The organism is Streptomyces sp. NPDC006384 (assembly GCF_042870695.1).
GTDB lineage: Bacteria > Actinomycetota > Actinomycetes > Streptomycetales > Streptomycetaceae > Streptomyces.
Genome location: NZ_JBIAHR010000007.1, coordinates 238799 through 252415 on the forward strand (window position 1 = coordinate 238799; position 13617 = coordinate 252415).

13 protein-coding genes are annotated in these 13617 nt (G+C 72.8%); 8 read left to right on the forward strand and 5 right to left on the reverse strand.

Features of this window, described 5'->3' with window-relative positions; translation table 11 throughout:
- Positions 1-95 precede the first annotated feature (95 nt).
- The 4 genes from ACFYOJ_RS11945 (at position 96) to ACFYOJ_RS11960 (ending at position 6965) form a co-directional block, all read left to right on the forward strand.
- Positions 96-1508, forward strand: coding sequence for a nucleobase:cation symporter-2 family protein (locus ACFYOJ_RS11945; RefSeq protein WP_356556347.1), 1413 nt, complete (start codon positions 96-98; stop codon positions 1506-1508).
- Positions 1509-1580: 72 nt separating this feature from the next.
- Positions 1581-2969 (forward strand): 8-oxoguanine deaminase, encoded by a 1389-nt coding sequence (locus ACFYOJ_RS11950; protein WP_356556349.1) that lies wholly within the window; start codon positions 1581-1583, stop codon positions 2967-2969.
- Between the two features lie 332 nt (positions 2970-3301).
- Positions 3302-4690 (forward strand): nucleobase:cation symporter-2 family protein, encoded by a 1389-nt coding sequence (locus ACFYOJ_RS11955; RefSeq protein WP_356556351.1) that lies wholly within the window; start codon positions 3302-3304, stop codon positions 4688-4690.
- 202 nt (positions 4691-4892) lie between these two features.
- Positions 4893-6965, forward strand: a complete 2073-nt coding sequence (locus ACFYOJ_RS11960; protein ID WP_356556353.1) for a SpoIIE family protein phosphatase — start codon at positions 4893-4895, stop codon at positions 6963-6965.
- 88 nt (positions 6966-7053) lie between these two features.
- On the opposite strand, the gene ACFYOJ_RS11965 is transcribed toward ACFYOJ_RS11960, so the two are convergent.
- Positions 7054-7725, reverse strand: coding sequence for a hypothetical protein (locus ACFYOJ_RS11965; protein ID WP_356556354.1), 672 nt, complete (start codon positions 7723-7725; stop codon positions 7054-7056).
- A 49-nt stretch (positions 7726-7774) separates the two neighbouring features.
- Positions 7775-8374 carry a histidine phosphatase family protein gene (locus ACFYOJ_RS11970; RefSeq protein ID WP_356556356.1) on the reverse strand — a complete coding sequence of 200 codons (600 nt, stop codon included), beginning with the start codon at positions 8372-8374 and terminating at the stop codon, positions 7775-7777.
- A gap of 187 nt (positions 8375-8561) precedes the next feature.
- Between ACFYOJ_RS11970 and ACFYOJ_RS11975 the strand changes: the two genes are divergently transcribed.
- The gene (locus ACFYOJ_RS11975; RefSeq protein WP_356556357.1) at positions 8562-10244 is read left to right on the forward strand and encodes a multicopper oxidase family protein; all 1683 of its coding nucleotides are present in this window, start codon (positions 8562-8564) and stop codon (positions 10242-10244) included.
- Between the two features lie 155 nt (positions 10245-10399).
- Positions 10400-10639, forward strand: a complete 240-nt coding sequence (locus ACFYOJ_RS11980; protein ID WP_356556359.1) for a hypothetical protein — start codon at positions 10400-10402, stop codon at positions 10637-10639.
- Between the two features lie 142 nt (positions 10640-10781).
- Here the strand turns inward: ACFYOJ_RS11980 and ACFYOJ_RS11985 are convergent, their stop codons facing one another.
- Both ACFYOJ_RS11985 and ACFYOJ_RS11990 read right to left on the reverse strand, forming a co-directional pair.
- Positions 10782-10970 carry a hypothetical protein gene (locus ACFYOJ_RS11985; protein ID WP_356556361.1) on the reverse strand — a complete coding sequence of 63 codons (189 nt, stop codon included), beginning with the start codon at positions 10968-10970 and terminating at the stop codon, positions 10782-10784.
- Between the two features lie 14 nt (positions 10971-10984).
- Positions 10985-11569: a helix-turn-helix domain-containing protein gene (locus ACFYOJ_RS11990; RefSeq protein WP_356556362.1), complete on the reverse strand. Its 585-nt coding sequence runs from the start codon at positions 11567-11569 to the stop codon at positions 10985-10987.
- A 104-nt stretch (positions 11570-11673) separates the two neighbouring features.
- Here ACFYOJ_RS11990 and ACFYOJ_RS11995 point away from each other — a divergent pair, with 104 nt between their 5' ends.
- Entirely contained in the window at positions 11674-11970 is a 297-nt protein-coding gene (locus ACFYOJ_RS11995; RefSeq protein ID WP_388596692.1) for an isocitrate lyase/phosphoenolpyruvate mutase family protein, read from the forward strand.
- On the opposite strand, the gene ACFYOJ_RS12000 is transcribed toward ACFYOJ_RS11995, so the two are convergent.
- Positions 11903-12316 carry a Scr1 family TA system antitoxin-like transcriptional regulator gene (locus ACFYOJ_RS12000; RefSeq protein ID WP_356556364.1) on the reverse strand — a complete coding sequence of 138 codons (414 nt, stop codon included), beginning with the start codon at positions 12314-12316 and terminating at the stop codon, positions 11903-11905. The genes ACFYOJ_RS11995 and ACFYOJ_RS12000 overlap by 68 nt on opposite strands.
- On the opposite strand from ACFYOJ_RS12000, the gene ACFYOJ_RS12005 reads away from it, so the two are divergent.
- Positions 12235-13503 carry a lipase gene (locus ACFYOJ_RS12005; RefSeq protein ID WP_356556366.1) on the forward strand — a complete coding sequence of 423 codons (1269 nt, stop codon included), beginning with the start codon at positions 12235-12237 and terminating at the stop codon, positions 13501-13503. The two genes, ACFYOJ_RS12000 and ACFYOJ_RS12005, sit on opposite strands and share 82 nt — an antisense overlap.
- Positions 13504-13617 lie beyond the last annotated feature (114 nt).

The window sequence follows — 13617 nt, forward strand, 5'->3', positions numbered from 1 at the left end:
CCCGGTCCAAAGCCCCACCCTCTGACGCGGTACGCGCGCCGCGGCCCCGGCCGGCACGGGCCGGGCCGGCGGCGCGCCACACCGGAGGGAACACCATGGCACAGCCTGCAACGGAGCCGGCGAAAGGCTCCTGTTCCACCCCGCCGGAGCACACGAAGGACGCCGTCACGTCCGTGCACCCGGTGGACGAGAAGCTCCACCCCTCGCGGCTCGTCCCCGCCGCACTCCAGCACATCGCCGCCATGTACGCGGGCGTTGTCACTCCTCCGCTCATCATCGGCCAGGCCTGCGGACTCGACATCGAGGCCCGCACCCGGCTGATCGCCGCCTCGCTGCTCATCGCCGGCGTCGCGACACTGCTGCAGACCCTCGGCGTCAAGGGCTTCGTCGGCAACCGGCTGCCCTTCGTCAACGCCGCCTCCTCGGCCGGCATCGCACCGATCCTCGCCATCGCCGAGACCAACGACAAGGGCAGCCAACTCCCCGCCATCTACGGCGCGGTGATGGTCGCCGGCGTCTTCTGCCTCGCCGTCGGACCCTTCTTCGGCCGGCTGCTCCGCTTCTTCCCGCCCCTGGTCACCGGCGTCGTCATCACCCTCATCGGCGTCACGCTGATGCCCGTCCCGGTCGGCTGGGCCCAGGGCGGCGACAGGACCGCCGCCGACTTCGGCTCCATGAACAACCTCGCGCTCGCCGCCTTCACCCTCGGCGTCATCCTCGTGATGCAGCGCTTCGGCCGCGGCTTCTTCAAGCAAGTGGCCCTGCTGTTCGGCCTGTTGGTCGGCACCCTGGTCGCCATCCCCTTCGGCATGGCCGACTTCAGCGCCCTGAGGTCCGCACCGGTCGCGGCCCTGCCGACGCCCTTCGCCTTCGGCGCCCCCGAGTTCCAGCCCGCGGCCATCCTGTCGCTGTGCATCGTGATGCTGGTCCTGATGACCGAGTCCAGCGCCGGCATGCTCGCCCTCGGCGAGATCTGCGACCGCCGCGCCGACGGCAAGGTCATCACCCGCGGCCTGCGCACCGACGGCCTCGCCACCCTGGTCGGCCCCGTCTTCGGCGGCTTCCCCACCTCCGCCTTCGCGCAGAACGTCGGCGTCGTCTCCCTGACCCGGGTCCGCAGCCGCTACGTCGTCGCCGTCGCCGGCGCCACCCTGCTGGTCCTCGGCGCCTTCCCGGTCCTCGGCGCGGTCGTCTCCCTGGTCCCCATGCCGGTCCTCGGCGGCGCGGGCATCGTCCTGTTCGGCTCCATCGCCGTCAGCGGCATCCGCACACTGTCCGAGGCCGGACTGGACGACAGCTCCAACATCATCCTGGTCGCCGTGGCGCTCGGCGCGGGCATCATCCCGCTGGCCGCACCGACCTTCTACGCCGGCTTCCCGGCCTGGGCGCAGACCGTCCTCGGCTCCGGCATCAGCGCCGGCGCGCTCGTCGCGGTCACCCTCAACCTGTTCTTCCACCATCTGGGTGCCCGGAGCCGAGGCACGGCCCCGGTACTCGAATCCTCCTAGACCCCTGCCGTGCCCACCCCACGGGCGTCCGACCTCCCGCCCGTGGGCCGCACCGACTGACAAGGACGCAGCATGGCAGCACCATCGGCAGCCGAGCGCACGGTCATCGAGAACTGCGCGATCGCCACCGTCGACGCGGACGACACCGAGTACGCGTCCGGCCACCTGGTGATCTCGGGCAACCGGATCGAGTCCGTCGGCGCGGGACGGGCACCCGGGGGCCTGGAGAACGTCGTGGAGCGGATCGACGCGAGCGGCCACCTGGCCACCCCGGGCCTGGTCAACACCCACCACCACTTCTACCAGTGGATCACCCGGGGCCTGGCCACCGACCACAACCTGTTCGACTGGCTCGTCGCGCTGTACCCGACCTGGGCGCGGATCGACGAACCGATGGTGTACGCGGCGGCACAGGGATCCCTCGCCATGATGGCCCGCGGCGGCGTCACCACCGCCATGGACCACCACTACGTCTTCCCGCGCGGCACCGGCGACCTGTCCGGCGCGATCGTCCGCGCCGCCCGCGAGACGGGCGTCCGCCTCACCCTCGCCCGCGGCTCCATGGACCGCGGCGAGTCCGACGGCGGACTGCCCCCGGACTTCGCGGTGGAGAGCCTGGACGACGCGCTCGCCGCCACCGAGGCCACCGTCGCGGAGCACCACGACGCCTCCTTCGACGCGATGACCCAGATCGCCGTCGCCCCCTGCTCCCCCTTCTCGGTCTCCACCGAGCTGCTGCGGCGAAGCGCCGAGCTGGCCCGCCGGCTCGGCGTACGGCTGCACACCCACGGCTCGGAGACCGTGGAGGAGGAGAAGTACTGCCACGAGCTGTTCGGCATGGGCCCCACCGACTACTTCGCGTCCACGGGCTGGCTCGGCGAGGACGTGTGGATGGCGCACTGCGTCCACATGGACGACTCCGACATCGCCGCCTTCGCCCGCACCGGGACGGGCGTCGCCCACTGCCCGTCCTCCAACGCCCGCCTCGCCGCCGGCATCGCCCGCGTCCCCGACCTGCTCGCCGCCGGCGTCCCGGTCGGCCTGGGCGTCGACGGCACCGCCTCCAACGAGTCCGGCGAACTCCACACCGAACTGCGAGGCGCCCTGCTCGTCAACCGGCTCGGTCCCCACCGCGAGGCCGCCCTGACCGCCCGCCAGGCGCTGCGCCTGGGCACCTACGGCGGTGCGCAGGTCCTCGGCCGGGCCGCCGAGACCGGCTCCCTGGAGGCCGGCAAACTCGCCGACCTGGTGCTGTGGCGGATGGACACCCTCGCCCACTCCTCCATCGCCGACCCGGTGACCGCCCTGGTCCTCGGCGCCGCCGCCCCGGTCACCGCCTCGTTCGTCAACGGCCGCCGGATCGTCGAGAACGGCCGGCTGCTCACCGTCGACGAGGACGCCGTCGCCCGCTCCACCCGCGACCAGGCCCGACGGCTGGCACGGATCACCGCACGGGACTGAACACCACGCAGAACTGAACACCGAGCAGGACCGCACACCGCACGGCACCGAACACCGTGCGAAAGCACACCACTTGATCTCCGGCCGGGAGGGACGGCTCCCGGGCCGGTAGCCGTGGACCCGAGCGGGGTCCACGGTGGCCGTCTCCGGGGTGCGCGCATCCGTGCGCGCCCCGGAACGGTACCGCTCCTTTCGAACGGACCGTCCCGGTCCCTCCGCTCCCCGCCGGCCCAGTCCGTGCGGGAGGCGGGAGGAACCCCCCAGCCCACCCCGCACCACCTCCCTGACACCCACGTCAGAGTCGACGTGTACCCGACCGGAGGAACGCCGCCGTGGCCGACCACCCTGTTGACGAGAAACTCCCGCCGCTGAAAATGGCGACGACCGGCCTGCAGCACGTGGCCGCCATGTACGCCGGAGTCGTCGCACCACCCCTGATCGTCGGAGCGGCCATCGGCCTCTCCGCGACCGAACTCACCTTCCTCACCGGCGCCTGCCTGTTCACCGCGGGCCTCGCCACCTTCCTCCAGACGCTCGGCATCTGGAAGATCGGAGCCCGCCTCCCCTTCGTCAACGGCGTCACCTTCGCCGGTGTCGCCCCCATGACCGCGATCGTCGCCTCCACCGAGGACAAGTCCGACGCGCTGCCGATCATCTTCGGCGCCGTCATCGTCGCCGGCCTCCTCGGCTTCTTCGCGGCACCCTTCTTCAGCAAGGCGATCCGCTTCTTCCCGCCGGTCGTCACCGGCACCGTCATCACCCTCATCGGCATATCGCTGCTGCCGGTGGCCTTCGGCTGGGCACAGGGCTCCAGCCCGCAGGCCGACGACTTCGGCTCGTCGACCAACCTGGCACTGGCCGGGATCACCCTCGTGATCGTCCTGCTGCTGCGCCGCTTCACCCGCGGCTTCGTCAAGCAGATCGCCGTACTGCTCGGCCTGGTGGCGGGCACACTCATCGCCATCCCGTTCGGCGTCACGGACTTCAGCCCGGTCGCGGACGCCAGCATCGTCGGCTTCCCGACCCCGTTCCACTTCGGCGCCCCCCAGTTCCAGGTCGCCGCGATCCTGTCGATGTGCGTGGTGATGGTGGTCTCGATGACCGAGTCCACCGCCGACATGCTCGCCCTCGGCGAGATCGTGGACCGCAAGGCCGACGAGAAGACCATCGCGGCCGGCCTGCGCGCCGACACCCTCGGCTCGGCCCTCAGCCCCGTCTTCAACGGCTTCATGTGCAGCGCCTTCGCACAGAACATCGGCCTCGTCGCGATGACGAAGATCCGCAGCCGGTTCGTCGTCGCCGCGGGCGGCGGCTTCCTGGTCCTGATGGGCCTGTGCCCGATGGCCGCCTCGCTGATCGCCGTCGTCCCCCGCCCGGTCCTCGGCGGCGCCGGCGTCGTCCTGTTCGGCTCGGTCGCGGCCAGCGGCATCCAGACGCTGGTCAGGGCGAGCCTGGACAAGGACAACAACGTCCTGATCGTGGCCGTCTCGCTGGCCGTCGGCATCATCCCGATCGCGGTGCCGGAGTTCTACCACTCGTTCCCGGAGAACGCGAAGATCATCCTGGACTCGGGCATCTCGACGGGCTGCGTGGCCGCCGTCCTGCTCAACCTGGTCTTCAACCACATCGGCGGGAAGCAGAAGGACGCGGAGGACGTGACCCACCCGATGGAACCGGGCGAGGAGATCAGCGAATCCTCCCGCGCGGCGGTGACCCCGTGACGGTGACGCCGTGACGACACACCCCGGCACACCCGGACCGTTACCAGGGCCGGCGCCTCCACCAGAGGCGCCGGCCCGCACATCTGCCCGGCACCGGCTTCGCCCGTCTGCCGCCGCGCGGTGGCGCGCCGGACGGGGGCGCGCCCAGGCTGGCCGTAGAACTGCCGGTCCGAAGGGTGGCGGAACCCGATGGGGGTGCGACGTGCCGGACACCGGTGCTCCGTTCCGAGGGGCTCACCAGGCCGACGAGATCGGCGGCGTCGTCCTGGACACCTTGTTCAGGCAGTCCGCGGTGGGACTGCACATCCTGGACACGGAACTGAGGGTGGTGCGGGTCAACGCCCTGTCCCACGTGGCCGCGCCCGAGCGGATCGTGGGGCTGCACTTCACCGAGGCGTACCGGCTCGACGATCCGGAGCGGTCGGAGGAGCTGCTGCGCCGGGTCCTGGAAACCGGCGTACCCGTCCTGGACCACATGGTCCGCGGGGAGGTCACGGGCGTGCCGGGCCCCGACCGCAGTCTCACGGTCACCGTCCACCGCCTGGAGAGCGCCGACGGCCGGCCGCTGGGACTGCTGGCGGCCGTCATCGACGTCGACGAACGCGAGAAGTCACGCGCCCGGGTGGACGCGCTGGGCGTGGTCCGCGAGAACGTGGACCGCTCCCTCGACATGGCGACGATCTGCGAGGGCTTCGTCGAGGCGCTGGTGCCGCGGTTCGCCGACATCGCCGAAGTGGAAGTGGTGGACGAGCTCCTGCACGGTACGACTGCACCGCTCAGCCCGGTGGTGCCCGGCGTCACCCTGCGCCGCGCGGCCAGGACGGGGAAGGATGGGGCCGCGTCGGCGGGGGAGACGCGACGCCTGCCCGAGGCCACGCCGCACGCGCTCGCCGCCCACGACCTCGAGCCCCGGCTCGTCCGGCTGGGCCGGGACACCCCCTGGCTGCACGCGGACCCGGCCGCCGGGCAGGTGGTCTCGGCGACCGGGGCACACTCCCTGATCGTGGCGCCGCTGCACCTGCACGGAGCGTTCCTGGGCCTGGTGAACCTGTACCGCTGCCCCGGCAGGGAGCCGTTCGACGAGAGGGACGTCGTCCTCGCGCTGACGGCCGCCGCCCACCTGGCGCTGAGCATCGAGACCTCGCGCCGCTACGGCCACGACCACGTGATCGCCTCCACCGTCCAGCGCAGGCTCCTGCCTCAGCGCGACGACCCGCAGATGGCTGTCGGCATCGCGCACACGCTGCTGCCGGGACGCAACAGCGGCTGCTGGTTCGACACCATCGGGCTGCCCGGCGCCCGCACCGCGCTGGTCATCGGCGACGTCGCCGGACACGGGCTGCAGACCGCCGTCACCATGGGCCAGCTCCGCACGGCCCTGCACGCCCTGGCGGCCCTCGACCTGGGCCCCGACGAGATCCTGGCCCACCTCGACGACACCGCCGACCGCCTCGCGCAGGAACGCCGCTCGCTGCCGCCGGGCGACGCCCTGCACCGGCAGCCCCTGGCGGCGACCTGCCTGTACGCGGTCTACGACCCCTTCACCCGGACCTGCACGATGGCGCGGGCGGGCCATCCCGCGCCGCTCGCCGTCGACCCGGCCGGCAGACCGGTCGTCCTCGACGTGCCCGAGGGACCACCCCTGTTCTCCGACGACAGCGCCCCCTTCGCCCTCGCCACCGTCGAACTCGACGAAGGCAGCGTGCTGGCCTTCTTCACCGGTTCGCTGATGCCCGACGACCGGGCGGTGGCAGGGGCACGGGCCACCCTCGCCCGTCCGGACCGTCCGCTGCAGGAACTGTGCGACGCCCTCGTGTACAGCCTGCCCGCCGAAGCCCATCCGGACGGCGCGGCCCTGCTGCTCGCCAGGACGGGCGTCGTCCCGCCCGACCGGGCCGCGACATGGGAACTGCCCCACGACCGGACCGCGCCCGCCGCCGCCCGCGGCCTGGTCCGCGACCGGCTCCGGAGCTGGGGACTGGGCGAGGAGACGATCGAGGCCACCGAGCTGATCGTGAGCGAGCTGGTCACCAACGCGGTCCGCTACGGGACTCCGCCCCTGCGCCTGCGGCTCCTGCGGGGCTCCACGCTCACCTGCGAGATCCACGACTCCAGCCCGCTGACGCCGCGCCTGCGCCACGCCCGCACCGTCGACGAGGGCGGCCGCGGCCTGTTCATCGTCTCGCAGCTCGCCACGCACTGGGGCACCCGGTACGACACCGACGGGAAGACCCTGTGGGCCGAACAGGAACTCCGGGCCGGCGACAACGCCTGACGGGCTTCCCCGGACCCGCCGCCCGCCCGGTCACCCACCGGCACGTCCGGAAGCCTTGAGGGGACCGGTGGACGGACGGGCGCGGGCGTCACACCTTGCGCGGGGAGGCCAGCAGATAACGGGCCCGCGTACGCGGCTCGGTGTGCTCCCCGACCTGCCAGCCCGCCGCCTCCAGCGTGGCCGCGCAGCCCCGCAGCGCCGCGCCGTCGGCCTCGTACACGGCGACGGCCTCCGGCTGCGGTGTCGCCCGCACCCGGTACCCGTCACCGCCGTCCGGACCCGCGGGACGGTGCCCGGCCGCCTCCAGCGCGAGCGCGGCGGCCCGCACGAGATGCTTCCGCTCCCACCCGCACGGCCGGTCCACCGCCCCGTCCGGATGCGTCATCCGGCGCAGCTCCAGCAGCCCCTCCCAGGCCACACGCACCTCCCGCAGCCGCGCCGGCCCGGCATCGCCCCGCACGGCCTCCTCCCCGCCGACCCGCGCGGCGAACACCCCGTCGTCGGCGGCGGGCGCGACCGGCCCCGGAGCCGCCCCCTGCCCGGCCCCGTGTTCGGACTCGGACTCGGACTCGGCGGGAGCCTCCCGTATCCGATGCCCGGCCGGCGTCAGGAAGTGATCGTGCGGCGGCCGCGGATGCCGGAAGGCGAGCCCCCGCCTCACCAGCGCCGCGAGCTGCGCCTCCGTCCCCCGCAACCGCCCGGTGACGGGATCGGCGGCATCGACGACACGCCGCTGCGCGGCGGTGAGCGGCCGTGCCACGGCGTCCCCCCTTCTCTCCCGGCCCCTCACAGGCCAGCACCTTCGAAGACTACGACGGAGGTCTGACATTCCAGGCGGCGATCACCGGCCGCCCGTGCTCCGTACCCAGCCGGCACAGCGTTCCCGTCCCCAGCTGGAACAGCGCCCCCTCCGACGGCGGCAGCCCCAGGTACCGCGCGGTCAGCACCCGCAGGAAGTGCCCGTGCGCCACCAGCACCACGCACCCCTCGTTGTCGGCGTACGCCGCCTCCACCCGGGCCAGCACCCGGTCGGCCCGCTCGCCGACCTGCTCCGGACTCTCCCCGGGATGCTCCGGAGGCCCGGGCTCGACCCCGTCCGTGAACAGGAACCAGTCCGGCCGGGTCCGGTGGATCTCGACCGTCGTGATCCCCTCGTACCCGCCGTAGTCCCACTCGTGCAGGTCCGGATCGATACGGGGCGCGTGCAGCCCGATCAGCTCGGCCGTCTCCCGCGCCCGCTGGAACGGGCTGACGAACGCGGCCCCGATCCGGTGCGACCGGATCAGCGGCACGAGACCGCGCGCCTGCTCACGCCCCTTCTCGGTCAGCGGGACGTCCGTCAGCCCGGTGTGCCGCCCGGACCGCGACCACTCGGTCTCCCCGTGCCGCACAAGAAAAAGATCACCCATTCTTCCAGGCTACGGGCCGTTCCCCGGGACCGGCCGCCCGGCGACCGCATCGCTGACCCGTGAGTGTTCCCGCCGAGCGGGGCGCGTCACGTGTCCGTACGCCAGGAGGCGGAATACGTCATCGTCATGGTGGGCATTCGGACGCAGCCCCAGGGCCGCGTCGCCGGAAGGCATGTCTCATGCAGACATGATCGATGTCTCTCGGCGCACCGTGCTCCGTACCCCCCTCGCCATGGCCGGCGCGGGATTCCTGGCGGCCTGCACCACCTCCGGCCCGGGGGCCGGTCCGGGATCCGGTGCGGGCCCGGACCCCGGGCCCGGCTCCGGACCCCAACGAGCGGGAAGCACCCAGGCCTTCGTCCCGGAAGGGCCCCACGGGTACGTCAATCCCTCCGACCCGGAAGTCCACGCCGTCGAGCGGGAACGCGGTTCCGGCCCGGTGCGCAGGCACCGGCTCACCGCCTCCGAGACGACGCTGGACCTCGGTGGGCTGTCCGTCCGGAGCTGGGCCTACGGCGAATCGCTCCCCGGCCCGCTGGTGCGCGTCACCGCCGGGGACGTGCTCGACCTGACGCTCGCCAACCGGCTGCCCGCCGCGACCACGCTGCACTCCCACGGGGTGCGGCTGCGCTGCGACATGGACGGCGTCCCGGGCCTCACCCAGCACGCCGTCCGCCCCGGGGCCGACTTCCGCTACCGCTGCGTCCTCGCGGACCCCGGGACGTACCTGCTGCACTCCCACGTCGGCATGCAGCCCGACCGGGGCCTGTACGCGCCGCTCGTCGTCGACGACCCGAGGGAACCCCTCGCCTACGACGAGGAGTGGATCGTCCTCCTGGACGACTGGCTCGACGGCGTCGAGGGCTCCACCCCCGACGAGGTGCTGACCCAGCTCCGGCCCGACGCCGCCGCCATGGGACACATGGCCATGGGCCCCGGCCGACCGGCCGCCGGCCCCCCGGCCCCCGGTCGCCCCGCCCCCGGCAGCCCGGCCGTACCGCTGCTGCCGCCCAGACGGTCCGCGGGCCCCTCCCGGGTGCTGCGCGACTCCCACAGCCGCATGCTGCACGGCCACGGCGGCAACGTCGCCCACCCCCACTACCTGATCAACGGCCGTCTCCCCGGCGACCCCGCGGTCTTCCGTTGCCGGCCGGGCGCCCGCGTCCGCCTGCGCATCATCAACGCCGGCGCAGACACCGCCTTCCGCGTCGCCCTGGGCGGCCACGAGCTGACGGTCACGCACACGGACGGCTACCCGGTGCGGCACACGACGACCGACTCCCTCCTCGTCGGCATGGCCGAGCGGTACGACGTCCTGATCACCGCCGAGGACGGCGACTTCCCCCTCGTCGCGCTGCCCGAGGGCAAGAAGGGCCGGGCCCTCGCCGTACTGCGCACCGGCAAGGGGAAGCGGAGCCTGCCCCCGGCCGGCGTGCACCCCGACGAACTCGACAGGAGGACCGTCCCCGCCCGCCGCCTCGTGCCCGCCGACTCCGTCGCCCTCGACGACCGGGAACCCGACCGGGAGATGCGCATCAAGATCACCGGGAGCATGGAGAAGTACGACTGGGGGTTCGACCACCAGCCCTACTCCGTGCGCAAGCGCTACCCGGTGCGGGCCGGGGAGCGGGTCCGGCTCTCCCTCATCAACGCCACCGACATGTGGCACCCGATGCACCTGCACGGGCACACCTTCGCGATCACCGGCGTGGGCGGCATGGGCGCCCGCAAGGACACCGCGCTGGTGCTGCCGCACCGGAAACTGGTCATCGACTTCGACGCCGACAACCCGGGCCTGTGGATGCTGCACTGCCACAACCAGTACCACTCCGAAAGCGGCATGATGACGATCCTCGGCTACCGCAGATGAGCCCTCCCGGCCCGCCTCCGGAACCGGGGCGGTCCGGGGTGCGCCGGGGCGGAGCGCCGGGCGGTCACCGTACGGCGGCCCGCACCACCGCCTCGGCCAGACGGCGGTTCTCCGGTGACTCGCCCTGACCCGTCGGGAACGCGAAACGGCGCCGGGTGCTGCCGAACGGCACCCCGGCCTACTCCGAGGCGATCGCCGACGCGGTGGACGCCGTCGTCCTCCCGCCCCTCCACCCCCTGCCCGCCATCCCGAAGACGCCCCGGTACGAGAGCCTCGACGCACTCGCCGACGCGCTGGAGGAGTCCGTCGGCTGCGCACGGCGGCAGAAGTCGCGCGACGCGCTGCTGTGCGGCACGGAGCAGGCCACGACGACCACGTGCCCTCCTACGTCGTGACCGCGGCCGACTGGACGATCCGGTTCTGCGACACCGATACGGGTGAGGCCGCGGCCCGCCGGCTGGGCGGAGCCGTGGTGGAGCACGCTCCGGGCGGTTGAGCCGGCACAGCACCGGCGCACTCGGGCGGTCGAGCGCCGTATCAGGAAAGAGCGACTGCGGTCCTGGGTGCGGCGGCCAGCCGCAGGCCGACCTCCACGAGGGTCCAGCCGAGGCGGGTGCGGAGGCCGCGAGGGCACCGGGCCGCGGTGGCGAGGCGGTACGCGTCGGCTTCGGTACGGAGTTCGGAGGCGCGGAGTCGGTGCAGGGCGAGGTGGGTCTCGGCATGCATGGGGCTGAGTCCTTTCAGTCCGTGGTGAGGGGGAACGCGTGCGTGTGGATGCGTACCTGGGCGGTGTCGGCGTCGTCCTCGTCCGCGGCCCGATCGCGGTAGGCGTCGACGAGCGCATGCATCTTCTCGACGAGTTCCCGGGTGAGTTCGGGCGTCAGCCGTAGCGTCGCGCTGCTCATGTCCCAGGTGCGGTTCCACTCCTCCGGCCATGCCTGGCGGTTGCCGAGCCAGGTCGACAGCTCCCGGGTCTGGGCGGTCGCGACCTCGTGGAGATACATGTCCGCAGCCCCGCGTACGTCCGGGTTGGTGTCCGTGAGCAGGGAGTCGTCGAAGCGCAAGCCCATGTGGGCCGCCTTCCACCACCGCTCCCGCCCCTTGCCCCGCTCGGGGGCGTCCTCGATGAAGCCGTGGGCGGCGAGCTGACGCAGGTGGTAGCTGGTGGCGCCGCTCGACTCGCCCAGCTTTTGAGCGAGTTGGGAAGCGGTGGCCGGACCGCCGAAGCGCAGGGCGTCCAGCAGCCGCATGCGCAGCGGATGTGCGAGCCCGCGCAGGGAGCGGGCGTCGAGGTTGCGGACCTGTGGGTCCTGGGGCTCGTCCATGCGTACAAAGATAACTATGCAAAGGAAATGTTGCAACACTTCCTTTGCAAGTAACTCTTCGTGAGGCGGGCAGTTCACCGGGGCCCGTTCCCATGGGCCCTCGAGTGCTCCGACGGCACACGACGGTCTCCCTCCGCGCCGCTCGCGCTCGCCGACGCTGGGTCGTCGCGAGCGCCCGCGTCGTCGACGCCGCGGGCGCCCCCGCGATCGCCACCACCAGTGCCGGCGTCGCCTGGTCGTCGGGTCCTCCGGACGGCGACTTCCTCACCCGGGACCGGGCGCCGGAACTGATCGGCCGGATCGTCGCCGCCGTCGAGGCCCCGGTCACCACCGTCATCGAGGACGGGTACGGGCAGGACGCCGCCGACGTTCCTGGGAGTCCGAGATCAGCCGGTTGGTGAGCCGGACCTCGTTGTGTCCCACCGTCTTTCCCTCCCTGAGCCGGAGAAGGTGGAAAGGTCCATCGAGACCGGCGTTGTCCTCGCAGTCCAGTGGCAGTACTTGGAGCTCCACGTTCCGCAAGCAGGCGTGCCGGATCAAGTTGGCGGGGAACGCCGTCGTCGGACAGCGGTGGCGAGCACCGAACGCCTCCTCGGGAAAACCCCACACACGTCGGAGGGTTGGCCGGATGGCCGGGTGCGGCGGCGGATACGTACGGTCACGGCATGAAGCGAATGAGCAGGGTACTGATGGTCTCGGCGGTGTCGGTGGTGCTGACGGCGAGCGGCACGACGGCCGTGGTCGCACAGCAAGCGGAGGAACCCCGGGCCGCCGCTGTCGCGCCGGTTGCGGCGGACTTGTCACGGGGCACGCTCGTGTCGGTCGAGCACCTGCGCACGCTCACCGCCCGCGAGGTCGCGGCTGAGCTGGCGGGGGACAAGGCGGGTGCCTGGGACACCGGCGCCGTACGGTACGGACTGGACACCTTCCGGATCGTGTACCGCACAGTTGACCCTCACGGCCGGCCCACGACGGCCAGCGGACTGCTGGCTCTGCCTCGGAGCGGTGAACGGCGGCTGCGGACCGTGTCCTTCACGCACGGCACCGAACTGTTCAAGGGCGACGTCGCCTCCGTCTCGGCTGGCGTCTGGGACCAGGCCCCCGCTCTGACCTACGCCTCCGCCGGATTCGCCACGGTGCTCCCCGACTACCTCGGGCTGGGCCTGGGCCCCGGCCCGCACCCCTGGATGGACGTGCCCTCGGAGTCGACGGCCGCCCTGGACATGCTGCGCGCCTCCCGCGCCGTCGTAACGGCGAAGGGCCGGGAGCTGCGGCGCGAGGTACTGGTCACCGGCTTCTCACAGGGCGCCTCGGCGGCACTGGGACTGGCCCGGTCGCTGCAGGAGGGCGCCGACGGATGGTTCCGGCTGCGCGCCGTGGCGCCCATCAGCGGCGCGTACGCGTTCCGCGACGCGGAACTGCCCGCGCTGCTGGCCGGCCAGACGGAACCGAAGGCAAGCGTGATCTACGCGGCGCTGACCCTGGTCGCCTTCAACCGCCTGCACCACCTGTACGACACGCCGGCCCAGGTGTTCCGTGCGCCGTACGACCGGACGATCGAAGGTCTGCTGGACGGCACACACACCGGTCGGGAGGTCGAGGCGGGCACCCCGGACTCCATCGACGCGCTCCTCACGCCCCGAGGCCGGGCGATGCTGGCCCACCCCACCGGGCGGCTGGCGGCGGCCCTGCGGATCGCCGACGGCGTGTGCGCCGACTGGACGCCGCGCGCTCCGATCCGGCTCTACTACGCCGATGGCGACGAGCAGGCCGTCACCGCGAACACCGCCCGCTGCCACGCCCTCCTGCGCGCCCGCGGCGTCCATGCCCCGACGATCGGCCTCGGCACCCCTGACTACGGAGGCTCACGCCACCTGGGTTCCCAGCAGGCGGGAACCGCCGCCGTGGTGCGGTGGTTCCACTCCCTGCCGTAGGCGGGCTGTCTACCGGGTGTCCCCTCGGGAGAGAGGTCCGCTGTAGGGGGCGTTGCAACACCGTGGTGGGCTGATCAAGCTGCGAGCAGGTCGGACAGACGCTCGGCCGGGCTT